This window comes from Pseudoalteromonas sp. 3J6 (genome assembly GCF_903995135.1).
In the GTDB taxonomy this organism is placed as follows: domain Bacteria; phylum Pseudomonadota; class Gammaproteobacteria; order Enterobacterales; family Alteromonadaceae; genus Pseudoalteromonas.
This window is the reverse complement of the sequence record NZ_LR877185.1, coordinates 2,434,283-2,458,078: the sequence shown is the minus strand read 5'-3', so window position 1 is coordinate 2,458,078 and position 23,796 is coordinate 2,434,283. Positions and strand designations below refer to the sequence as shown.

At 36.7% G+C, this 23,796-nt stretch carries 20 protein-coding genes; 4 read left to right on the top strand and 16 right to left on the bottom strand.

The annotated features are described in order from the left end of the window. Positions 1–9: 9 nt before the first annotated feature. The 16 genes from P3J6_RS11030 to galU all read right to left on the bottom strand — a co-directional run bounded on the left by P3J6_RS11030 (position 10) and on the right by galU (position 18,631). Complete coding sequence (locus tag P3J6_RS11030; protein ID WP_198523026.1) at positions 10–2,217, bottom strand: GumC family protein; 2,208 nt, start codon at positions 2,215–2,217, stop codon at positions 10–12. Between the two features lie 24 nt (positions 2,218–2,241). Continuing rightward, the gene (locus P3J6_RS11025; RefSeq protein ID WP_198523025.1) at positions 2,242–2,763 is read right to left on the bottom strand and encodes a polysaccharide biosynthesis/export family protein; all 522 of its coding nucleotides are present in this window, start codon (positions 2,761–2,763) and stop codon (positions 2,242–2,244) included. Beyond that, the gene (locus P3J6_RS11020) at positions 2,760–3,974 is read right to left on the bottom strand and encodes an outer membrane beta-barrel protein (protein ID WP_198523024.1); all 1,215 of its coding nucleotides are present in this window, start codon (positions 3,972–3,974) and stop codon (positions 2,760–2,762) included. Before P3J6_RS11020 ends, P3J6_RS11025 begins: the two co-directional genes overlap by 4 nt. After that, entirely contained in the window at positions 3,958–5,361 is a 1,404-nt protein-coding gene (locus tag P3J6_RS11015; RefSeq protein WP_198523023.1) for an undecaprenyl-phosphate glucose phosphotransferase, read from the bottom strand. The genes P3J6_RS11020 and P3J6_RS11015 overlap by 17 nt, the downstream gene beginning before the upstream one ends. A 184-nt stretch (positions 5,362–5,545) precedes the next feature. Continuing rightward, the gene (locus P3J6_RS11010; RefSeq protein ID WP_198523022.1) at positions 5,546–5,944 is read right to left on the bottom strand and encodes a 3-phosphoshikimate 1-carboxyvinyltransferase; all 399 of its coding nucleotides are present in this window, start codon (positions 5,942–5,944) and stop codon (positions 5,546–5,548) included. 95 nt (positions 5,945–6,039) lie between these two features. Further along, a complete protein-coding gene (locus P3J6_RS11005; RefSeq protein WP_198523021.1) occupies positions 6,040–8,268 on the bottom strand; it encodes a choice-of-anchor A family protein in 2,229 nt (742 codons plus the stop codon). A gap of 609 nt (positions 8,269–8,877) precedes the next feature. Beyond that, complete coding sequence (locus tag P3J6_RS11000; RefSeq protein WP_198523020.1) at positions 8,878–9,924, bottom strand: acyltransferase family protein; 1,047 nt, start codon at positions 9,922–9,924, stop codon at positions 8,878–8,880. 12 nt (positions 9,925–9,936) lie between these two features. Next, on the bottom strand, positions 9,937–11,838 hold the full coding sequence (locus P3J6_RS10995) for a hypothetical protein (protein ID WP_198523019.1): 1,902 nt from the start codon (positions 11,836–11,838) through the stop codon (positions 9,937–9,939). Next, complete coding sequence (locus P3J6_RS10990) at positions 11,835–13,007, bottom strand: O-antigen ligase family protein (RefSeq protein WP_198523018.1); 1,173 nt, start codon at positions 13,005–13,007, stop codon at positions 11,835–11,837. The genes P3J6_RS10995 and P3J6_RS10990 overlap by 4 nt, the downstream gene beginning before the upstream one ends. Further along, on the bottom strand, positions 13,000–14,178 hold the full coding sequence (locus P3J6_RS10985) for a hypothetical protein (RefSeq protein WP_198523017.1): 1,179 nt from the start codon (positions 14,176–14,178) through the stop codon (positions 13,000–13,002). The genes P3J6_RS10990 and P3J6_RS10985 overlap by 8 nt, the downstream gene beginning before the upstream one ends. Further along, complete coding sequence (locus P3J6_RS10980) at positions 14,168–14,674, bottom strand: glycosyltransferase (protein ID WP_198523016.1); 507 nt, start codon at positions 14,672–14,674, stop codon at positions 14,168–14,170. Before P3J6_RS10980 ends, P3J6_RS10985 begins: the two co-directional genes overlap by 11 nt. Continuing rightward, positions 14,674–15,126: a hypothetical protein gene (locus P3J6_RS10975; protein ID WP_198523015.1), complete on the bottom strand. Its 453-nt coding sequence runs from the start codon at positions 15,124–15,126 to the stop codon at positions 14,674–14,676. Before P3J6_RS10975 ends, P3J6_RS10980 begins: the two co-directional genes overlap by 1 nt. Further along, a complete protein-coding gene (locus P3J6_RS10970; RefSeq protein WP_232735492.1) occupies positions 15,119–15,436 on the bottom strand; it encodes an acyltransferase in 318 nt (105 codons plus the stop codon). The genes P3J6_RS10975 and P3J6_RS10970 overlap by 8 nt, the downstream gene beginning before the upstream one ends. A 104-nt stretch (positions 15,437–15,540) precedes the next feature. Next, the gene (locus tag P3J6_RS10965) at positions 15,541–16,368 is read right to left on the bottom strand and encodes a glycosyltransferase family 2 protein (protein ID WP_198523013.1); all 828 of its coding nucleotides are present in this window, start codon (positions 16,366–16,368) and stop codon (positions 15,541–15,543) included. Between the two features lie 15 nt (positions 16,369–16,383). Then, positions 16,384–17,727 carry a UDP-glucose dehydrogenase family protein gene (locus P3J6_RS10960; RefSeq protein WP_198523012.1) on the bottom strand — a complete coding sequence of 448 codons (1,344 nt, stop codon included), beginning with the start codon at positions 17,725–17,727 and terminating at the stop codon, positions 16,384–16,386. Between the two features lies 1 nt (position 17,728). After that, the gene (galU, locus tag P3J6_RS10955; RefSeq protein WP_198523011.1) at positions 17,729–18,631 is read right to left on the bottom strand and encodes a UTP--glucose-1-phosphate uridylyltransferase GalU; all 903 of its coding nucleotides are present in this window, start codon (positions 18,629–18,631) and stop codon (positions 17,729–17,731) included. Between the two features lie 264 nt (positions 18,632–18,895). Here galU and P3J6_RS10950 point away from each other — a divergent pair, with 264 nt between their 5' ends. From P3J6_RS10950 to P3J6_RS10935, 4 genes are all read left to right on the top strand, one after another. After that, positions 18,896–19,594, top strand: a complete 699-nt coding sequence (locus P3J6_RS10950) for a transglutaminase-like cysteine peptidase (RefSeq protein WP_198523010.1) — start codon at positions 18,896–18,898, stop codon at positions 19,592–19,594. Further along, a complete protein-coding gene (locus tag P3J6_RS10945; protein WP_198523009.1) occupies positions 19,578–21,584 on the top strand; it encodes a bifunctional diguanylate cyclase/phosphodiesterase in 2,007 nt (668 codons plus the stop codon). The genes P3J6_RS10950 and P3J6_RS10945 overlap by 17 nt, the downstream gene beginning before the upstream one ends. A 21-nt stretch (positions 21,585–21,605) precedes the next feature. Then, positions 21,606–22,151 (top strand): hypothetical protein, encoded by a 546-nt coding sequence (locus P3J6_RS10940; RefSeq protein ID WP_138606963.1) that lies wholly within the window; start codon positions 21,606–21,608, stop codon positions 22,149–22,151. Between the two features lie 64 nt (positions 22,152–22,215). After that, positions 22,216–23,538, top strand: a complete 1,323-nt coding sequence (locus P3J6_RS10935; protein ID WP_198523008.1) for an O-antigen ligase family protein — start codon at positions 22,216–22,218, stop codon at positions 23,536–23,538. The last annotated feature ends 258 nt before the right edge of the window (positions 23,539–23,796 follow it).

Sequence of the window (23,796 nt, the reverse complement as noted above, 5' to 3'; positions counted from 1 at the left end):
CTAACTTAGTTACGCTTGTGGCTTTTCAGGTTGCTGTGAGTAATCGTAATAATCATAGTAGCCATGGCTATGCTCATCTTTAGATTTACTCATATCGACCTTATTAAGTACTACACCGGCAACGTGGGCTTTTACTTCAAATAAACGCTCAAGGCCCGCTGTAATTGGTTTAATACGGGTAATATCAGATTTAACAACATAAACTACCGAGTCAACACTTTGCGCAATTACCAATGCATCGCTTACGGCTTGTGTAGGCGGTGTATCAACAATAATATGGTCGTACTGCGCTTTTAAATCGCTCAATAACTCAGCAAAGCGTGGATTTGATAACAGCTCAAGTGGATTCGACGGTATCTGCCCGCTTGGCATAATTGTAACACCCGACTGCGTATCAACATGAACACACTCCGCTAATTGTTCAGTGCCTATCATTAAATTACTTAAACCTGGGTGAAATACCGGTATATCAAATCGTTTAGCTAACGTTGGTTTACGTAAATCTGCATCAATTAATAATACCTTACCCATTTGTGCCAACGACATCGCTAAATTGGCAGAGGTGGTCGTTTTACCCTCTCCTGGTGAAGTAGAGGTAACAGCAATAACTTGATGCGCTCGGTCAAGATGAGTTAACAACAAACTAGTGCGGAAGGTGCGTACCGATTCGGCAAAACGACGATAGGTATCCTCTAAATAAGCATGGATCGGAAAATAGCTCTTTTTAGGTACCGCAACATGCGGTAATAACCCTAACATACGTTGAGCGAGTTTATTTTCTACATCATTTTTATTTTTAACTGTGTCGTTTAAGGCATCAAAAACAAAAGTCATTACTACTGCAAAACCAAAATTAGCAACAAAGGCTAAAATAACAATTAGCTTTTTGTTAGGTTTACTTGGGTTTCGTGGAGCATAAGCACGGTCTGTAAAACGAGCTGCAGCTGAGCTAAAGTCACTGGTTACTTCGGTTTCTTTAGAGCGCGATAAGAAGGTATTAAAAATATTGCGGTTTGTTTCAACTTCACGTTTTAGTTGGTTATATTGGGTTTCTTTGCGAGTAATATCTTGATATTCAGCACGAATTTTAGCTAAATCGCGCTCAAGCGCATTTACAGTTCGCGTTGTTCTATTTAGCTCTTTTTCAATACCGGTAATTAAGCCTTTAATTTGCTTATTAAGGTTAGTTTTAACTGTAGCAAGTTCAGATTTAGCTGAAATCATTTTTGGGTGTTTAGGGCCGTAAATCTCACTAAGTTCACTTACTTTTCGCTCAACCAATACAACTTCGCGTTTAACATCTTGTACAACACGGTGTGAGGTAATTTCGGGCATACTACCAAGTAGCTCTATGTTATCGTTGCCATATTCGTTAATAACACGGTTAATACTTTCAAGGTTATTTTTAGCCGCACGCGCATCAACTAACTGCTTTGAAGTTTGCTCAAGCTCTTGAGTAACAAGCCCTGCAATGCCTTCTATATCAACCAGCTTTTGCGCTTCTCGGTAAGCTTGTAAACGCACTTCAGAGCTATCTAGTTGTATACGCAATTCAGATAAACGCGTGTTTAACCAGCTCGACGCCTGTTGGGTTATTCCCATTTTAGCGCGCATTTGGCTTTCTATGTATACCTCGCCTACCGTGTTAGCCACTAAAGCAGCTAACTTAGGATCGCTCGACTCAAAACTTACTTGCACTAACTGTGTTTTACGAATAGGAGACACAGTTAAGCGAGGCTTAAAAGCAGCAAGCAAACCTAACATCTCACGCTCAGCTTGTTCTTCCTCTGTAATAACAGAATCCTCTTTTTTATTTAAAAAAGGTAACAGCTGCTTAACCATGCCTTTTAACTCACTTGTAAGCGAAGGTTTAGCAATAAAGTCAGTATGCTGTTTTAAATTAAGTTTAGTAATGACTTCGCGAGCAACCGTGTTTGACTTAATCACTTCAAACTGGGTTGAATAATACTCTTTTTTGGTAGAGTCTAAACCATATATTTCATCAAAGCTTACTGCTTTTGTTTGCTCCGACTCAATTAATAAAGTGGCCGTGGCTACATACCTAGGTGTTAACGTTAAAGCGACCATGATGGTTAATAGTGTAGCAACAATAGCAAAACCCAATATTTTCCATATGCTTTGCTTAATAATATTAAGATAAGCACCTAAATCAATTAGTTCCTCGTTATTGCTAGGCTTTTCAGAGTGTGTATTCATTTTATTATTACTGCCTTAAACTGCTTAAAACAAGCGTTGCTCTATTTTTATGGTATCACCCGCTGCAATTTGGCTATTTAAACTACCTTTTTGTTGCTGCTGTTTGGTTTGCTCTTTAAAAATAAATATTTTATCAACCGAGGCACGTTCAGTTAGGCCACCGGCCAGTGCAATAGCTTGATTTACTGTCATAGCAGGCTGATAAGGGTATCCACCCGGCTTTTTAACTTCACCATGTATGTAAAAAGGGCGGTATTCTACCACTTGCGCGTACACATTAGGTTTAACTAAATAATCAGGCTGTAATCCACTAATTATTATTTGTTCAACTTGCGAAACGCTTAACCCAACTAGTTTAACCTTACCTAAAAACGGGTAGTTAATCTCACCACTATTGCCTAGTAGAGAGGTTACGTCTAAATCCGGCTGACCAAACACTTTAATTTCTATTTTGTCGCCTGCGCCTAATATGTAGTTTTGCGAATCACTCGCAAAACTACCAAAACTGAGTAACAGAATTAGGCCAATTAAAGTTCTAACCTTCATTCATTACCCTTTAATGCAAATGTAAAATTAAGGCCAACAATAACGCGATCAAATTCAATATTGGCTTGAGTTGAATTACGATCAATAAAATCAACATAACCGGTGATCATTCCTAAGTTATTAGCTAAATAATTTAAGCCTAGACGAGCATTTTTAACTTTGTCTTTACGGTTAAAGTTACCTGAGTACTGCTGTTCAACGTAATTAGCACTTACTACCGAGCTTAAATATTCGCTCCAATCATGTTGCCATGTTGCACCATAAACACTCTCTTTAATGTAATCGCCTTGTACTAAAGGATCTTTGGCTGCACGGCTGGTAACTAGTTGCAAGGTTGAATAAGTCAATGGCTTCCAAACTGCAGCCGCTTCCCAACTTAAACCACTAAAGTTATCACGCTGGTTCGACTCAAAATCCTTATTTTGGTAACCCACTTTAAACGAGCCAGTAGTAACAGCAGTGGCTTCCCACTCCATACCTAACAATACTTTAACGTCATTTGAATCACGGGAAATACCGTTTGAGTCAATTACATCGTACTGGTAGTTTTCTTGCTTTACCTCTAAAAAGGCACGGGTACCAGCTTGGGTATTATAGTAGCCAGTAATACCTAACATAGGCTTGTCGTAATCACGAAATTGCGATATGGCCGTAAAGTTTTGGTAATTCTTATTATAATAACCTGCGGTTAAAGCAAACATTGCTTTAGAGCTTTGTGCGCCATACTCATAGCGAGCTGTTAGGTTTTGTTGTTGATAGTTTACAAGTTCATCTAGCGCACTGCCCTGCCCTTCAGTTAATCCACCACCACGAGGCTCGTATAACCAATCGGCGTTACCAGTTACATCTAGTCTATGTTGGCTAGTAAACTCTTTATGTACACCCGCACCTAGATTAACTTGAGTAAAGTTATCAGTGGTATCTTTATTATGAAACGACGTGCTAGATGCAATATCAAATTTATAACTGTCGGGGCCATCTTCAATTAATGCGTTTAAGCTGGGCGCAATATTCCATATCAAACGTGTTTGTGTAGCCGACGGCGTCATAAAAAAGTTGTCGTTACTACTTACACCAAGCTGCAGCATTGGCGTAACTTCAGCGCCATCTTTAGTCATTACACTGCCAGGTTGTAATTCTACTGCCGATAAGGGTGCAGAAACCCCTAACGCAACAAGTAAAGTAGTAATTATATTAGTACGCATTTTCACTTTTAAATCCCTTAAAAATTGTCATAAAAATTATTTTCACATCAAACCACAAAGACCAATGTTTAATGTAATGTAAGTCGTATTCAACTCGCTTGGCCATTTTATCAAGCGTATCGGTTTCGCCGCGCCAGCCATTAATTTGTGCCCAACCGGTAATACCCGGTTTAGTTTTATGCCTAAACATATAAAACTCTACTTTTTGGCGGTACTCTTCGTTGTGCGCCACCGCATGAGGTCTAGGGCCAACAATAGACATATCGCCTTTTAAAACATTTATAAACTGTGGTAATTCATCAAGGCTAGTGCGTCGCAAAAAGCCACCTAACGGGGTAATTCGGGCATCGTTTTTTGTTGCCTGAGTGACCACATCGCTATTTTCGGTCACTGTCATAGAACGAAACTTCCACACTTTTATTTTTTGCCCATCTAAACCGTAGCGGTCTTGCTTAAAAATAATAGGCCCCTTAGATGTCAGCTTGATTGCGGCTGCAATCGCTAATAAAACCGGAGTAATTAAGGTAACAATAATGGCTGAAACTACTATATCTTCTGTGCGCTTTATGAACTCATGGGCGCCAATACATGGTGCTTCAAACACGCTTAATGTATCTACGTCACCCACATGTTCAATTCGGGCGTGTATTAAGTTTGAAAGCAAAAAGTCGGGCACTACGTGCACATCTACCGTGGTATTACCTAGCTGCAATAAAATATCAGCTATGCGTTTTTGCGCTTTCATAGGGAGCGCAATGTAAAGTATGTCTATTTCACCATTACGAGCAGCATCAACAGCGCTTTGTATTGTTCCTTCAACACCTTGGTGTTCCAGTTGTTCAAACAAGCGCTCAGGGTTTCTATCGTCATAAAAACCTTTAAAGTTAAAACCTAACTCATCGTGTTTAACAATTTCAGTATGTAAGTATGCAGCAGATTCTGTTGCGCCAATAATGGCAACATTACGTTGAGATAAGCCTAATTTACGGCGACTACGTTTATATAAGTACACTCCCAAGCGCCAAATATATAAATACGTAACACTTAGCGTAAACCAAATAATTACACCCACACGTGAAAGTGATTCACTAAACTTAAAAATAAAAGACACTACTAGTAAAAACGCAAAAGCAATTAAAACGCTAGCCCATGCACACATGACCATTGTTCTAAATTTACCAGCGCGCCAAGAGCGATAAGTAGAAAACAGCTCAGCACTATATAAATAGCTAAGCGCAACAGTAAGCGCAGAAGCGGCATAAATAGGAGTAAGTTTAAACTTGTAAAGTAGGGCTGCGCACTGAAAAGCTAAAAATAACGCAAATATATCAAATAGTCGGTAAAAGTTGGCATCAGAGGAACCTGAAGGTTTGAAAGTCCTTGGAGATGTCATTTTGCTTAATTCCTTATAGCTAATCTAGCGTGGGGGGAGCCCCCACAAAATCCACGCGAATGATATAGCATTAGCTGTTTTTGTTCAATTGCTTATACCGACAAAAGTACTAACTATTTTGTAACTAACATTACAATGAGTTTTTGGGTACAAATAAAATATTAACTCATTAAATAATGACATGTTAACTGAATAAAGCCTTGAACCAACGCCAAATTCCAAATGAATAACCTTCAAACATATCAATGCCCAATGCAGATTTAATCAAATATAAAACCAGCAATATAAGTAAAGTCACAAATGAAACTGCAGAGCTTATAATTACAGCTTGTGCCAACTTTGCAAATTTTTGCTCTTTTAAGCTTAATTCACGCCTGTTTCGCCCCGCCAAGAAAACATAGTAATATCGATATTTAAAAAGCTTAACTACACCTCTGCAGTCAACAGCGTGGTTACCCCACTGCCTAGCGCCAATGGCAATTTTTAAATGCGCAAGCTGCTCATCGGTAAAGGTAGTTTGAATATTTTTAGGCATTCGCTCTAGTAAATTTCTAATAGCTGGGTCTTGCTGTAAATTTGACAAAAAAACCTCAAATTGAACTTAGTTCTTTATCACCAATCTTTTTAAAAAATAAAAAAGCCAATTAAAGTAATTGGCTTTGATTAAAAAAAGTTGGCTTATTTTAAGTTAGCTGAACGGAAAGTGTTCGTTTTCTCCCAGCTATTTTCTGGCTGTAGTGGTAATGAACCATTTTGATTTATATTTGTGCCTGAGAACGAATGTTGATTCCATACACGCGTAGCCGAAGACCATTTACAGCTTCCTGTCGTTTTGACCGAAACACCATTGGTACCTGTAGCACCTTCTGGCAATAAAAACTCATTAGAAACAGATACTATTTCACCTGAGCCATCACCATCTAAATCAACTATGATTGGATATTCCCATATAGTACCTGATGATTGTGGCGACTTATAAATTAGTTGATTTTCAGATGCACTAAATACATTTAGACCAGATTCATCAACATTAATAATTTCATCTTTACCATCATGGTTAAAGTCATATGTAATAACGCCACTACGTTTGCTAGACGCATCATTAATACTAAAGGAGTTAATTAAGACGCCTTGCTTATTGAGTACCTTAATTAATTCACCACCTGCGACTACAATATCAGGCTCACCATCTCCATCGACATCACCAATAGAGGGAACACCACCCCCTGAGTCTTCTGATTGGTATTCCCAAATAATTGTTCCATCATGTTCTAAGAGCTTGATGCTGCCATCTAAATCCGTTAGGACAATCTCAGGATATGCATCATTATCAAAGTTACCAATTGCTGAAAAGCCCTGTTGTGTATTTTTATTCCAAAGCACGTTTCCATCCTTCGTAAATAATACACCATTAGCCAGAATTTCCTGCTGGCCGCCAAGATCAGAATCAAAAGCAATTGAGTCAATAACTGTAAAATTACCTTTGTTGTAATCTACAGGCTTTTGAAGTTTAACTATAGAGTCATCAACAAGACTAACAATACTATTACCGATTATAAATTCAGCATTACCATCACCATCTAAATCTGAGATTGATGAGTTTCCGTATGCGAACCCTTTTGGAATAGCTTTTATTAACTCACCAGAATTGCTGTAGATTTTATAACTACTATCGCTAGAGTCTCTTACTATAACTTCTACCAAACCATCGTTATTAACATCAGCCGCAGAAATTGAATAAGTCGAAGTAGCCTTTATTGTCTTATAGTCGAAAGTTCCATCGAGGTTTTCAGTTTTCCATAGTTCTTCGCCGTCAATACCACTTAAAGCCCTAACAATCCCTTGCGCACGGTAGTTAGCAAGATTGAAGGTTACAGCTAAAATATCTGTTACATCTTTGTCATCAATGAAACCATCACCATTGTCATCATTAAGATTTACAGCAATGGGTGTTGAAATCACTTGGTTATACTCAGGTAAGAATTCGCTGCTGCTCCAACTCCACTTATCAACTATATTAATTTCATTACAAATTGGGTCTACGCCTGAAGGTAAATTACCGTCAAACTCACCGCCTAACAATGCCATTGAACCATAAAAGCTTTTACCAATAACTGGCATTTTAGCTGTTCCATAAACACCTCTGATATCAGCGTAAGGGGCCAATACAACACCTTGCCAACGGTTACCTTTAATGTTCAGTTTTTCTGCATTAGTGAAGTTAAATACAGTTTTGGTTGCATGATTGCGTAAACGCCAAAAGCTTTTACCTTTAACATTAACATTGTCGTCGCCAGTAATATTAAAGATAACTGTTGCATCAGCAGGAATGCCCCACACTTTAAATGTGTGAGCTTTAGCAAATTGGCGTGCATCTAAATTAAATACCTGCGTGTCTGAGCGACCATCGCCTTCTAAGTAAAGGCCACCCCATTTACTTTGTACTGTTCCCGTAGCATCAAGCTTACCTAACTCAGCGCTTAAATCTTTGTAGTATTGCTCTTGTTCATCAAAATCAAATGGCATGGTTGATTCATCTTGATTTGAAGCTATTGTAGAATTTCGCTCCATGCCCCATTGAACACTCCAGCTAACATCAGTACCACCACCGGCAATCATGCTACCAACGAACTGGCGCCCTATTTTATAATCGATGCTTGATTCACTAATTAAGTAGTATTCATTTGGGTTAGACGGGCGTAAAAAGCCTACACTATAACCTTTTATGTCGATTTTACCTGCTGCTATAGCGCCATCAGCACGGCCAACATTCGATTTAAAGTCGTCAAAAACAAATGCAGAAAAGTTGTTGGCAACACCTAGGTCAGCAGCAAGCGTTGATGAGCTGGCTAAACTAAGTGCAATTACAGCACTCAATTTCTTAAGTTTAAGCAAAGAATTTGTCATTTTATCCCTCAAAAAATGAAAGTGCTGTGTAGGCACCAAATTGATATTATTTGTTTAACGAAGGTATCGTTTCGTTAAGTTTCTGTGGGCATTATATATACAAAAAACTCAAAAAGGAACAAAAACACTACAAAAGTACTAAATTTAGTGAAACTTTAAAGAAACGAAACTTTAATTCAATAACTTACAAGTTAAAATTAATTTAAAAAAGCCAAAAAACCCCCAAAAGAACCAGTAAATGTTTAATTATTGTTAACGGGATTGCAGGTATATTTAAGTTAAAGCAGTTTGAACGCTTTTTTCAAACGGTTCTTTAAATAGGTTGCTTGATTACTGATAAAAGAGATATTAGGCTAATGAGGGCTTTACAGAATAAATAAAAATCTATAGAAAAACACAGTATTCTCACTTTCCCAGAGGTATTACTTTAATTAAGTAAGCCTCTGATGGTTGTTCTGCTAACCCTAACAACTTTGGTTTCAGCTTCAAAAATGTATTAATATTTCTAACATCATTTCTGAGGATATGTTTTACACTTTAGCTTCGCAATAACTCGGCCAATTTAATATGTATACTATTCTGGAGTCACTATATTTTTACTAAATCAGGTCAGTAGCCAATGATATATTTACTTTTCTCGTTAAGGATCTTCTTCGTAAATAACGCCAAGAGCATACTGATTAATATAAAAATGAAAGATAGAGCAATAAAATATACCCATGTCTCTAAAACCGTTTCGGGAGTTGGTAGTTTTAAGTTTCTAAATATAAAAATTAAATAAGGATGTATGAAAAATACAGCGAAGCTTGTACCCGCAAGATTTTCAAAAAACAAATTACTCTTTGAGTACTTTTCTAACAATAAGAAGAAAAAAAATGAAAGAAGTATCTTTTGTAAAAACATATAATCGATACCTTTAAATTCAAAAAATGGTTTATGGTAGCTTCCCACATCACCAAAATAGGTCTGGATCAGCGTGAAACTGATTGATAATAAAAACAGTAGCCACAACAGATTACCTTGAAAAGTCTTCAAGAAGGATTCTCTATATTGGGATACCAAAGCACCGGTGAGATAAACAGGGAAAAAGAACACAACAGAATGAAAGTGGTTCATATTATCGACCGGTCTATGTATAAAAATCGACACACATGAAAGAATCAGAATCAACGACACCTTAAATTTTAAATTTTTTTTAAGTATATGAACAACTAGTGGTGAGAGTAAAAATAAGAGTAACGCAAAGGGGATATACCAATAAGCGGTCATAAACCGGCCTGTTACTTCATATTTTAGAAAAGGTATCATAAACTGAGACATCGCACCTTCAGATTTAGGCAGAAAGTATCCATCTGAAATTGGGTTAGATACATATATATATAAACATATTGGTATGATCGACAACAACAGATACGGCCATAGCAGTTTTGAGGCTCTAGAGAAGTAAAACTTAGAAAAAGTAAACTTTTTTAAAAATACAACTTCAAAAAGATAGCCAGATATAAAAACAAAAAGAATGGTGCCACCAGATAACAAATTTCTAAAAAACACCTCCCAATAACTATCTAAAACGACACCAGATACATCGAAGGAATGACCGAAAACAATAAACATTATTGCTATTGCACGGAAATTGTTAATTGAATTGTAAAACAAAAGTATATTCCTTTAAATTGGTTTTATCTCAATATTAGTTATTTTGCCCGAGAATCCGATCTTACCAGTAGAGAATCTTAAGCGACCATATTCCGGTTTACAAATTGGTACTCTGGTATTAAAAATTCCAGAATTATTTATACTTTTATGAAAATCTCCAATATTGATGTAAGCAGAGCCTTCATCAATTTCGACTTTATATTCGAGTAAGTATATGGGATATCGTAACTTAGTTTTAATGAAGTAATCCCCAGTTATAGAAAACTTATCAGCTTCATAATTTTCAACGGTTACATTACTAGGCCATATATTATCACCTAGTTCATCGATGCTATCATGGTCAAAGTTGGTTTCGGATAGTATTGGCTTCAAAGAAATAGACTGCATAGCACCAGTAAACTTAGTTTGGGTACTGACTACAGAAACCATATCTTTATTTGGTTCACAAATGATTGCTACAAAGGAATTTTTTCCCTCTTTTGTGATTGGTATAATTGAATCTCCAATGTTTAGAATTGGAGTACCAGATTCAATCTCAGCATCAAAGCTTACACGATATAAAGCATAATTTAAATTTCTGTTATTATAGCTTCCTCCAATAATTGAGAATGGTTCTGGTGTATCTACTACAACATCTCCATCATCCCATATGTTGTAACCACTTGTATTCACAGCTGAAGACATACCTGGAGTTTGAGGTGTAATCTCTATTGAAAATTGTACTAACCAATTATGAAGTGGTTGCTGATCTACAAAGGAAATTAACTCTGACGTATCCCTGATATTCGTTACTGGAGTTTTCTGATTTGCAGTATTTTGTCTGTCATCTAGTGTAAAGCCGCTATCTATTTTTCCACCTACTTCGAGTGTAGTATTAAACTCAAGTACTAAAGAATCACCTTGGATAGACACTTGAGGAATATATTCTATATTACTTGGAGAAATATATTTAAGACCATAACCAGGAGCCTGAGGCAAAGTCTGAGTATCTATGACCAAATCCCCTTCTGGAACATGTAAGGTTACAAAAGCTTTGTTATTTTCTATTTTTAAAAACTCAGGTTGTAGTGGCTTCCATTTTTTATTTAATTCAAATGTAGTAAAGATAGCTTTTGCAAAATACTCACCTTGTAAAATGTAACCTTTTGCATTTAAGTGAGTTCTCTCATCAGGTCTATTAAAGTAGTTTCTGTTGAGAAAATATTTTGGCATTACTAGGGAAACTGTTTCATTATCATTCGCAAACTCCCATAATGAGATAGCAATATCGTGCCCATAACTTACACCGGTTTGATCCATAAATAAAATTGGATTGCGGGTTTTAGAGGAAGTAGTTTGTACTTTGTTTTTATATGCATTATATAATTTACTAAGTTTCTGCTTATATTCCTGTAGATTAGAGTTTGCGTTAGATTCACCATGGATCCAAGTAATAAAAGGAACATTGAAGTTTTCACCACTTTCAAAAGCTAATTGCTCACCAGCTCTAAGCATTGTGAGTCCATTTTCAAATGGTTCGGTGCCGTATCCCAGCTTGCTTATCTTTTGCCCACCACGGCCATGAGGTGCATAAACAAACTTTGGAAAAGGCTTATTCTCAAGTGAATATAAATACTCTAACATTTCAAACATCGAGTATGCATGTGTTTGTCTAGTTAGATCTTTCAAAGGCTCTAAAAACCTGACGTCACTCTCTACTAAGCTTTGGTCGAACTGAGGAGCTGTCGTCCTCACACCGTTAAATAAAAAGACTTTATTAGGGTTAACCTCATCTTGAAAAATTATCGGGTTCATATCTTGGCTAGTGTGACCTATACTCAGAGACTGACCTGAAGACAATACTAAGTTGTAGTCATCAATAGCTCCAACACTATTAAATGAGCTTAAAAGAAGTAAAAATAAGTAATGCCTCATTTTTCTTTACTTAAAACCATATAAATTACAGGGATTATAGAGTAACCAGCAACACCAGATAAAAATGAGGCCTCAAATAAAGAAGTAATAATAATATAAACAGCCATCGAGTTACCTAACCTATTTTTGCATTTAATAATAAAATTATAGCCAAGAATTGCAGTTATACATAACATGCCCCCCAAACCAAGACTAAAAAAAGCTTGCAAAATTAAGTTGTGAGCATGAGCAGGTGTATAACCGATAATATCCTCTAATCTCGGTAAAGCTAAAGATGTTACGCCAATACCATAGCCAGTAAAAGGCCGCTCAAGTGCCATATCAAATACCGCAGGCCAGATATAAGTTCTGCCAGTAAAGGTGAGGACTTCTTCAGGATCACCGTGGCGAGATACATGCCCAAGGAAGCCATAAAAGTCAAATGCAGCATATATTATTAATAAAGAGGTGAAGATTATTCCTGATAAAATCACAAATAGAATAAACTTATTTCTTCTATATAAGAATAACGATGAAAAAATAAATGATATAAAGGCAGTCTTACTATCACTCATTAACAAAGCAGCTAAAGACAGTAAGAATGCAATAATAAAAAAAGATTTTGTAATAACAGACTTATTAAAAGAATGTAACAAAAACAGGCAATATACAGCACAAAACCCACCCATTGCATTTGATGTTGAGAATACGCCACTCATACGAGGACTTACAAATAAAACATCATTTAACCAATAAATGTGCCTTCCTAAATCGGGTAAAGCTAAATAATAAAAGTAAGAAAAACAAACAACTATAAAGAATGACAAGCTAATTGAATAAAGCAGAAAGTCATCTCCAAACCTGCTTTTTACATACTTAAAATAAAAGTAAAAAGCTGCATATGAGAGCACTACAACAAAGCTACGGAAAGGGAGCATTGAAAAGGGTAACATCAATATGGCTAAGAGAATAAAAGCAAAAAATAAAAACTCATGATTGTTAGACACCCTAAAACCGAATTTATAAAAATATATAAATGCGATTAAAATACCTCCCCCCCATGCCATCAATCTTAATACGATTTGAAAATCGACACTATCACTTCCATATTCGCGTATTCTGAAAACAAACAAAGAAAAAATAATAAATATTGAGAAGAGAAATAAGTTAAAGAGTCTTATCCTATTCATGGAAGAGCCCTTTTATAACAATTAGATAATAAGTCATTGCTAAAAACAGCCAACCAATAAAAATATAAAATGATAATGAAACTTGTGAATGAAAAACTAAATTCAATAATAAAAGAGATGAAACACCCAAACCTGATAAAAGGTATGATAAATTCATTCTTTTATACATATTGTTTTTAACGAGCAGCATTTCAACACTTCTGGAGCAAGATAAACAAATAAGGATACCTGCCCAGAATAATAAATCATTAAGTTGAGGGACAGCTTGATCGGCATACACAATTGGAAATAAATAAACAGCTATTAATAGGCAAAGTGATGAAGCAACAAAAGAAATCACAATATACTTTTTGAACAAACTCTTCACAAATATTTGTGCATTATCTTTTATACTAGCTAGTTTTCTTTGATCAATTGCCTCCACTGATTTGATCAATATTTGCACTGGCTGAAATACTGATCGAGCTATAAATAGTATAGAAGAAACTGTTGCAGGATACAGAGCCGATACAAGCAAAAAAGGAGAGTGCACGAGTAATAATTGAGAGATGGATTGAACATTGCGATTTAATAAATTTCTTGTATCACGAAACCAAAAAAAAATATCCCATTGCTGTTCATCCGTATGAGCTTTTTTAAAAACAATGTATATAGCGATAACAATTAACTCTAGAGAAAATAAACATAAATAGGTGTTTATCAAAAGTTTTATAGATACACCATCAAACAATAAAGAAGCTGCAAGAGTAAACATCAAAATAGCAGATACCAATACAGGCAGAAAGTACAGCTTACTCACCATAAATAGATATCTAAATGTTTCATGCATAAACAAAAAAGCGAATAAAGCCGGGGCTAAAAGCCACTGTTCTTGAGATGGAAAAACAAAATAGGTGCTAATGAGAATCAACATCATAAATAGTACTAAGAGAAAAAAAGAACAACTTAGAAACTCAATGACTCTAACTTTACTGCACTTATCTTCCTTTAAATTAAAAGGTATTAGCACAATTGTTCTTTGAAATGATAAGAAAATTAATGAGAGAGTCATAGCAACACCAAACATAACTACTGACTCATTTCCCGCATATTTAAGTAAGAGAAAAGTTATTAGAAAATTAGCACCCGAAGATAGCATCGAGTCCACTAATAAAGATAATTTATATTTCATCATCTATCATTTTTTTTATATATGTACCAAGGTTTTCTGTATCGTGCTCTTTTTCAGTGGTGAAGAAATCATTCATCTCACTTAATTTCTCTATTTCTTGGAAAATATTTTTCAAATTTTCCACATCACGGCACACCCGCATTAAGCTTGTTGATGAGGTCAACGGTTCAAACCTTGAAATAGTATCTAGTTGATGGTCATTTCTGTGCTCATTAAACTTAGCGAGCCTAGGTACAACTATAAGCTTTTTATTTAATTCCAGACACTGAATAATGGTTCCCATACCAGCGTGAGCAATGACAATATCGCACCAACCAAGTTTCGCTTCGTACTCATTGGAGCTCAAAAAATCGATAGTTTGAATACCATCGTAAGCATTCAAATCATCACCAACTTGAGCAAAAACATTCAAGTTTAGTGGTTTATTTATATCGTTAATTGCCTTTATCAATCGTTCAAAAGGTAATTGCGCACCTACGGTTACAAGAACTTTCATTATATAACTCGGCCTTTATATTCAACATTATCGCCAGCTAAATCTGGCCATTGGGTTAATGTTTTATGCGCAAATTTCTTTGCCATTCTTCCCGAAGCAGATAACTGTTTTGTATTCGCAATACTATCCACCCACATGGTTTTTCTAAGTAATATTCGACCAATTACTATAGAGGTTAACCCTGGCATTGCACCTGTGGTTACTATCCATTTAGGTTTATGCTTTAAAATAAGTTTTAACAATTGAAAAGCGACTATTGGAGTACGGGCTAAAGTGTCTCTTGACACATCCTCAATTAAGGTTTCATTCTCAAAAGAAGATGTATCGTGCTCATTTACTTTCGTTCGTACAAATAAAATGTCATTAGAATCAAAGTTAGCTTGCTTCATAATTCTGCTCAATTGCACGTAATGACCACCCGTTGATGCAATTGCTATGAGTTTCTTACTCATTTATTAATATTCCTAAAGCTTTGGTCTTAATATTTTCACGAATAACAACAGCAGGATTACCCGCGACAATTGTCCCTGAACTTACATCTTTTGTCACAACAGCACCTGCCGCGACAATACATGAGTCGCCCAAAGTAACTCCAGGCATTATGATAGAGTTACCTCCAATGAAACAATTTTCACCTATTTTCACATCTTTGTGGATGGCTCTACACATGTCGTGGGTTAAAATTACAGAACCAAACGCAATATAAGTACCCGCCCCTATGTGAACACCTTTTGGGTTTGTCTTATCTAACTTTGCTTTCAACGAAATCCTAACGCTTTTATGTATATTCATTTTATAAAAATGGATGTACCAGAGTGTAATGATGGATAATATAAAATGTCGTACATAGACGTGTATGAATCTTTTCATATTCTTGTGCTCTCGTCCCTTTCCCATTTGATTGTCTTTAATTTTTTAATTTGTAACTTAGCACGAAATGTTGCTATTGAGATGACTACCGCATAAACAAAAAACCGAAACAACGCTCTCTCTTTGATAGCTACTTTAAGCAAAGAATGAAAGCTATTACCACCTGTTGTGGGTGAAGTAAACTTCTTCTTTAATTCCATATTGCCTAATTTACTTCTTGTTTTTATTTTAATAAGCGACCAAATTGTTCTTGGACTCATTACTACGGAACAACAAGAAGGAATCGTGGTCAAGTTAGCTGAACCTAAGGTACCTTTAACATAACCATCATCGGCAATAACTTGCGGAAACGTTCCTAAAATATCACGAGCCTTTGGAGAAATAAGATATGCACCAGAGTTAACCATTCCAATCTTATAAGCAGGAGTGAGTTTCAAAAAACTGTAGTACATATTAGTTAAGAAACTGCCATCTTGAATTATTTTTGTTTGTGGAGAAGCAAATAAATACTGTTCATTCTCAATAAACTTAAGAATGTTTCTGACACTTTCTGTGTTGATAATAACGTCAGCATCTTGAACAAGCACATGCTCAAACTGAGCAATTTCCAGCCCTTTATTTATAGCCAAGATCTTTGAGCCAGTATCAAGCTCAAGTACTCTAAATGAAGGAAATTTCGCTCTAACAAATTCGGCTGTATTATCCATACAACCATTTGGTAGGACAATTACTTCAACCTCCAAACTCGAAAAATTCGTTAATTCAGATAGCGTTCTTTTTATACATTTTTCTTCATTATATGCAGGTATTATAATTGTCAGCATTTTAAGACCCTCATACTATAAAATATTTCTACCAATAGAATAATAGCTAAAGCCTTTATTTTTTAGTCTCTTAGGATCGAACAAGTTCCGTCCATCAAAGATAACAGGAGTTGTTAGTAAGGATTTTATCAACGAAAAGTCTGGAGCTTTAAAGTTTTGCCATTCAGTACAAATTACAAGCGCATCTGCATTATTTAATGCTGATTCTTTAGTGCCCATAAAGCTTAGGTCATTTCGTGCACCATATATACGCTGCGTTTCTTCCATTGCTTCAGGGTCATAAGCTTGCACCTTAGCCCCTGCTTTCCATAATTGCTCCATTAAAATGCGACTTGGTGCTTCACGCATGTCATCTGTGTTAGGTTTAAAGCTCAAACCCCACAATGCAAAAATCTTACCTTTTATTGCATCTGGGTTTTGCTCTAAATCATAGTGCTTAGTAATATATTCAAATAACTTATGCTTTTGAGCATAATTTACAGCTTCAACTGCTTTGAGTATTTTTGATTCGTAGCCTATGCCGTCAGTTGTGCGAACAAGTGCTTGTACATCCTTTGGAAAACATGAGCCACCGTAGCCACAACCAGGGTAAATAAACTGATAACCAATTCGCGGATCTGAACCTATGCCATGGCGCACATGCTCTATATCAGCCCCTACGCGCTCAGCTATATTAGCCATCTCGTTCATAAAACTAATTTTAGTCGCAAGCATGCAGTTAGCTGCATATTTAGTAAGTTCAGCACTTTTAATATCCATTACGATAATTTTTTCGTGATTTCTATTAAATGGGGCATACAGTTCACGCATTTGTTCTTCTGCATCAACTGAATCTGTACCAATAATAATGCGATCAGGGCGTTTACAATCATTAACGGCGGCTCCTTCCTTTAAAAACTCAGGGTTTGATACCACTGAAAAGGTTAAATCACTTCTACGACTATCAAGAATCGATTGTACTGTTGCTTTTACTTTATCTGCCGTACCGACAGGTACTGTTGACTTATCGATAATAACTTTTGGCTTTTGCATATGTGTAGCAATAGTTTCTGCTACTTTTAATACGTATTTTAAATCTGCAGAACCATCTTCGTCTGGCGGAGTACCTACTGCAATAAACTGTAGTTCACCAAATTCAACACCAAATTGGGCATCTGTCGTAAATGTTAAACGCCCTTCTGCAAAGTTTTTTTCAACTAACGGTGTTAAACCTGGCTCATAAATAGGAATAATGCCTTTTTTTAAGTTTTCTATCCTTGTTTCATCAATATCGACACAGCAAACATCGTGACCAGCATCTGCAAAAACTGCGGCTTGAACTAAGCCAACGTATCCTATTCCGTAAAAAGTAACTTTCATTTTATTTCTCTCGCTTTTTAAGCAATTCTTTGACGCGCTTGGTAAATTCTTCACCCATTAGGTTTGATTGCATTGCATACTCTACATTTGCCAGCATATAACCTAGTTTTGAGCCGCAGTCGTGCGACTTACCTTTTAAATGGTACGCTTCGATTGTTTCAAGGTGACGTAACTGCAGTAATGCATCTGTTAATTGAATTTCGCCGCCTGCACCTGGTGGCGTATATTCAAGCAAATCCCAAATAGCAGGCGACACAACATATCGCCCTGTTATGGCTAAATTACTTGGCGCTTCGTCATTGTTTGGTTTTTCAACCATGTTGGTAATGGCAGCATTTTCGCCTGGGGCAATATTTTTACCCGCTAAATCAACTACACCATAGTTGTGCACTTCTTCATTTGGGACAGGCTCAACCATAATTTGGTTATGCTGGGTGCGCTCAAATCGGCCGATCATTTGCGTTAAGTTATCAACCTTTAGGTTCGACTTATATTGATCGATAATGACATCAGGCAACAAAATAGCAAAAGGGTTATTGCCAATGATTGGGCGAGTTTCAAGTATTGCATGGCCTAAGCCTAACGGCGCTGATTGACGAACCGAAATAATGCTTACATCTCGCGGGATTATTGAACGAACTTCTTCTAGCAAACTGCGTTTTACACGGGCCTCTAGGGTCGCTTCTAGCTCAAAGCTGGTATCAAAGTGATTTTCTATTGCGTTTTTAGATGCATGAGTTACCAGTACAATTTCTTTAATACCGGCTTTTACTGCTTCGTTTACAACGTATTGAATGAGAGGTTTATCGACTAGCGGAAGCATTTCCTTTGGCGTTGCTTTGGTGGCTGGTAGCATGCGCGTACCTAAACCTGCAACAGGCAAGACTGCTTTTAATACTTTCACTTCAATTCCTTTTTCTTAACTTTTTATTTTTCGTAGAAACTTATTGATGCTGTTGCTAAATTTAAGCATCTGTTTTAAGTGCTACTGTCCGTATGGGCGGGTATTATACACACCAGATAAATTCGCTCAATACAAAAAAGCAGCCTTTTAGATTGTTTTGTGTTAATGGAATGTTACCGATGTGGTGAGTGCACTTTTTATAACCTATCATTTTAGTTTCAATGGGAATATAATTACCGCGTTAATTTTTTAGGGATGGGTTTTGTGCGGGTAGGAATTTGCATCATTATATTAGTGTCTTTTTTTGCTTGTGCACAAGACATGCTTTTACATTTGCGTAATAGCGATATAATTACTCGTGCCAAACAGTTTTATGGTGATGCTGGCCACCAAAGAATAAAAAACTGGCTGAGTTTTATAGATGACTCTGCCGACAAAAGCGAATGGCAAAAAATTCATTTAGTTAATGACTTTTTTAATAAGCACATAAATTACAAAACCGATGACGAGCTTTGGCAAAAAAAAGATTATTGGGCCACGCCACTAGAAAGCTTAGGGGTGGGTATGGGTGACTGTGAAGACTATGTTATTGCAAAGTATTTTACTTTAATAGCCTTAGGAATCCCTGAAGAAAAAATACGCTTTATGTATGTTCGCCAGCGTACGGTTAATCAACCACACATGGTGCTTATATACTTTGAACAGCCTAACCAAATACCGCTAGTGCTTGATAATTTCAATACAAAATTGGTACCTGCTAGTAATCGCGGTGATTTAAAACCTATATATAGTTTTAACGGCCAAGGCTTGTGGTTAGCTAAATCGAAAGGGTTAGGTAATAAGGTTAAAAATAGTCGTGGTGTTTCTGCTTGGAACACCATGCTTGAGCGAATTGAACAAGGTGAGCTTGCGCCCGCCAACAATAACAATAAAGGAACTAGTAGTTATGTCTCGACTCTTTAAATATGGATTGAGTTTAAAGACTCAAGTATATGGCTTGATCATTTTAATTTCGATAATTTCGTTTTGTGTACGCGTTATTACCGACGTTGATACAACCCGTAATTACTTACAAACGCAAATGGCTAGCCACGCGCAAGACACCGCTACCAGTTTAGGCCTTTCTATCTCTCCTTATTTAGAAGACGACAGCCTAATGATTGCCGAGACGATGGCAACCGCTATTTTTGACTCTGGTTACTATAGCCAAATTAAGTTTACTGACGTGCAAAACAACATCGTTTTTGAATTACAAAACCCTAAACGTGTAGAGTCTGTTCCTAGCTGGTTTATAGGTGCTGTTGAACTAAGTGCACCAACTATGCATTCTGAAATAAATAATGGCTGGATGATGGCCGGCACCCTTGATGTAACCAGCCATACTGGGCAATCGTATTTAACTTTGTGGCAGCACACCTTGCGCAGCTTATACAGCTCGTTTTTACTCTTAGCAGCTTCGCTGGCAATTGCATTTTTAATATTACGTGCGGTATTTAAGCCACTACAAGCAGTTGAAAACCAAGCGATGTTAGTAACACGAAAGCGTTTTACCTTAAATAAAGAAATACCGGTTGCTCGAGAACTTCGCACTGTTACACAAGCCATTAATAACATGGTTTTAAACCTACAAAGTACGTTTGATTCACTAACAAAACAAACTCAAGCACTTACCGAAGAGGTATACGTAGACTCGTTAACGGGGTTAGGTAACCGCAAGTCGTTTGAAAACCACTTTAATTCAGTTGTTAATAATATTACTGACGATACACCCATTACCGCAATGATGCTTACCCTGCCCTCGTTAAATAATATTAACCAAGTTGTAAGCTATCAAGATGGCGATCAGCATGTACTTGATGCAGCAAAAATACTTAAACAGCTTGCTGATGAGTTACCAAATTCATCTTTATTTAGGCTCAACGGGGGAACGTTCGTTTTATTGGCCCCGTATGATGTTTTATTTTTAAGTAAAGCTCGCTTAGATGTGAGTGATAAGTTAAGTCAAAAAGAAAATAGCTCACACATTAATGGTTACGCTAATTTAGCCATAGTTGGCATTGAGCAAGGCGCCGCCTTGGGTGAAGTGTTGTCGTTACTTGATACTAGTTGCACTATTGGCGAAGATGCTACATTAGACAATACCGATAAAGAGTTATTATTTAGTGTTAACCAATGGCGTACTTTAATTAAGTCGATTATCAATGCTGGTGAAGTGAGCTTTTCAGTGCAGCCCGTAAAGCAAGCTAATAAAACTGACTCTCAATGTTATTTTGAAGTATTTGCCCACTTTATTCATGAGGGTGAAAAAGTAAATAATGGCCACTTATTCGCCATGGCTGAAAAGTTAAATTTAACCGAAGAACTCGATAAAAAAATTATACGAAGCTTTGTAGATATTAAAGAGCAATACCCAAATGAAGTATTTGCACTAAATCTTAGTAAGGCATCTTTATATTCAACTGACTTTATAGAATGGCTTACTCTTTACTCGCATACTAAGCCGGTTATAAAAACTAACTTACTGTTTGAACTGCATGAAATAAGCTTATTGTATAATGTGCATGTTGCATCGTTACATATAGATGCAATTAAAGAGTTGGGTATTAATGTATGTATTGAGCACTTTGGTACCAGCTTAACATCGTTTAGGTATTTACAAGGTCTTGATATTGAGTATGTAAAAATTGATGGTAGTTATATTCAAGATTTAGTAACTAACCCACAAAGCCAGTTTTATATTCAAACAGTTAATAATATTTGTCATGGTTTTGGTATTAAAGTTTTAGCCTGTTTAATTGAAAAAACTGAAACGTTAGAGATACTCGAATCCTTGGGATGTGATGGGGTACAAGGTAATTTAATACTGTCACCATCAAAAATTATTAAATCTAATGAAAATGGCGTAAATAAAGAGTTTACTTTTTGCGCCGATGCGCTAAAATTTTGCAATTAAAACTCAACCTAGGGACGAGAAATGAAAAAATTACTTTTAGCTGGCTTAGTAGCTAGCGCAACAGCTCTTACTGCTCTTCCAACCCATGCACAAACGGATAACGATGCTGTGGTTCAAGAAGTGAGCATAAATAACATTATTGATATTCTTAATAACGTTACCGCAGATACTTCATCTGAGCAATTACGCGAAGACTTAGTGGAAGCTATTAAACGTATTTGTAAAAACAAAGAAAAAGTTGAATTAGAAGAGAAATTACTAAATGCCGCGTGTAGCGCTGCAGACATTGATGCGATGGTTGCAGCTGTTGTTGCCCAATTTGGTGCAGATAACCCGTTAATTTCTGACTTTTTAGCTGCACTTACGGCTGCAGGTTTAGACTCTGATGCAATTACACTTGCTGCAATTACTGCAGGTGTTGATGCAACCACCGCTTCTGAAGCGACCGCTGCAGGCCCTGGTGTAGGTCAACCTGCTCCGCCAGTAGGCAGTTTACCAACATTACCAACACCTCCAGGCTCTGGTGGTACAGGTGGTGATAACGGTATATCTGAAGTCGGTAACTAGTTTTTACCATAAGTATATTTAAACGCAGCCTATTGGCTGCGTTTTTACTTTGTTTGAGTTTATTTTGAATCGTTTTATATTTTTTTTAATTTGTTTGATCCTATTTCTACTTCCTCTTCCTTTAGGTAGTTACCGACCTTGGGCAATTTTAGCTATTGGCATTTTAACTAGCTTTACCTTTATTACTCACCTTACCCACAGTGTGTTAAATAACAACCAAGCGCTATTTCCGCCTCGCTATTCTTGGCCACTATTTTTTACTCTAAGTGCAGTTATTTTAGTTTGTGGTATACAGCTTTTTGGCGTGAGTGTTGATGCATTTCAAACCAAACAAATGTTATTAAAAACCTGTTTTTTACTCATGCTGAGCTGGTTAATATTTAACTACTGCAATAGTGCAGAGCGAATTAAAAAGTTAATTTATGCTGTTATTTGTGCCGGTGTATTTCAGGCGTTGTACGCTAGTTATTTAAACTTATCTCCCGATATTGTCAGTCCTTTATTTGGTTACAAACATACAGATCGTGCAATTGGTACCTTTACCTATTCTAACTTTTTAGCTAACTATTTAGCATTGTGCCTATGTTTAGGCATTGGTGTTTTAATTAGCGAACTAAAACGCACTAACAACGGCTACAAGCCTACTTTAAAACAAACCTTACGTGCTTGGGCTGAGATTATATTAAGCTCTAAAATAATTTTACGTATTTCATTAATTATTATTATTGTGGCGCTTATTTTAACTCGTAGCCGCATGGGTAATTCGGCCTTTTTTATAGCCTTAATTGTAGTGAGCTTATTGGCGCTTTTTGTTTATAAGCAAAAGCCTAAAGCCTTTAAATTGCTGATTGTGAGCTTTTTCATTATCGATTTAATCATTATTGGTGCTATTTTCGATGTAGAAAAAGTAAAACAACGTATTAGCGAAACCAGCTTGCAATCAGAAACACGAGATGAAGTTGTACGTGACTCAATTCCACTGATTTTAGATAACCCATTATTGGGCTCTGGTGGCGGTACTTTTTATACTGCGTTTCCTGCGTATCAATCTGAGCCCTACTCTGGTTATTACGACAATGCGCATAACGATTATGTACAATTTGCAGTTGAGCTAGGTATTCCTGCCACAGCGTTATTAGGACTGCTAGTGCTTTATTGTTTGTGGTTATGTATTAATACTATGCGAACGCGTAAGACGGCGCTTTATCAGGGGGTGGCGTTTGGTTGTGCTACGGCCATTGTAGCCATGATGCTACATTCGTCGGTTGATTACTCCTTGCAAGCCGGCGCAAACTCAATGTTGTTTATAGTGGTGTTATGTTTAGCTATATTAACCAATAAGTTACCGGCACCAAAACGGATTAAAAAACGGCGAAATGAAAGTTAACGGGCTGCGGGGAGCGGGTTACGGGCCTAATACCCTCATACTTTAAACATGCGCGAGGTAAACTCCCGCCTACGAATAAGGGTAACATAGCGGTTTATTGTAGGCGGGGCTTTATGCCGCGCAAAGAAATTATTAACAAAGAGAGTTAAGAGACGCTGCGCTTTTGGATATTTACCCCGTAACTCGAAACTCGTCGCTCATCGCCCGTCGCCCATCGCTAACGACATTAAAAAATGACGCGACATAAAGTCGCTGCTA

What these genes read in the sequence shown, in the direction of transcription:
- P3J6_RS11030 (WP_198523026.1), bottom strand. Translation starts at nt 2,217, where the DNA reads ATGAATACACACTCTGAAAAGCCTAGCAATAACGAGGAACTAATTGAT.
- P3J6_RS11025 (WP_198523025.1), bottom strand. Translation starts at nt 2,763, where the DNA reads ATGAAGGTTAGAACTTTAATTGGCCTAATTCTGTTACTCAGTTTTGGT.
- P3J6_RS11015 (WP_198523023.1), bottom strand. Translation starts at nt 5,361, where the DNA reads ATGACATCTCCAAGGACTTTCAAACCTTCAGGTTCCTCTGATGCCAAC.
- P3J6_RS11005 (WP_198523021.1), bottom strand. Translation starts at nt 8,268, where the DNA reads ATGACAAATTCTTTGCTTAAACTTAAGAAATTGAGTGCTGTAATTGCA.
- P3J6_RS10995 (WP_198523019.1), bottom strand. Translation starts at nt 11,838, where the DNA reads ATGAGGCATTACTTATTTTTACTTCTTTTAAGCTCATTTAATAGTGTT.
- P3J6_RS10990 (WP_198523018.1), bottom strand. Translation starts at nt 13,007, where the DNA reads ATGAATAGGATAAGACTCTTTAACTTATTTCTCTTCTCAATATTTATT.
- P3J6_RS10985 (WP_198523017.1), bottom strand. Translation starts at nt 14,178, where the DNA reads ATGAAATATAAATTATCTTTATTAGTGGACTCGATGCTATCTTCGGGT.
- P3J6_RS10980 (WP_198523016.1), bottom strand. Translation starts at nt 14,674, where the DNA reads ATGAAAGTTCTTGTAACCGTAGGTGCGCAATTACCTTTTGAACGATTG.
- P3J6_RS10975 (WP_198523015.1), bottom strand. Translation starts at nt 15,126, where the DNA reads ATGAGTAAGAAACTCATAGCAATTGCATCAACGGGTGGTCATTACGTG.
- P3J6_RS10965 (WP_198523013.1), bottom strand. Translation starts at nt 16,368, where the DNA reads ATGCTGACAATTATAATACCTGCATATAATGAAGAAAAATGTATAAAA.
- P3J6_RS10960 (WP_198523012.1), bottom strand. Translation starts at nt 17,727, where the DNA reads ATGAAAGTTACTTTTTACGGAATAGGATACGTTGGCTTAGTTCAAGCC.
- P3J6_RS10945 (WP_198523009.1), top strand. Translation starts at nt 19,578, where the DNA reads ATGTCTCGACTCTTTAAATATGGATTGAGTTTAAAGACTCAAGTATAT.
- P3J6_RS10940 (WP_138606963.1), top strand. Translation starts at nt 21,606, where the DNA reads ATGAAAAAATTACTTTTAGCTGGCTTAGTAGCTAGCGCAACAGCTCTT.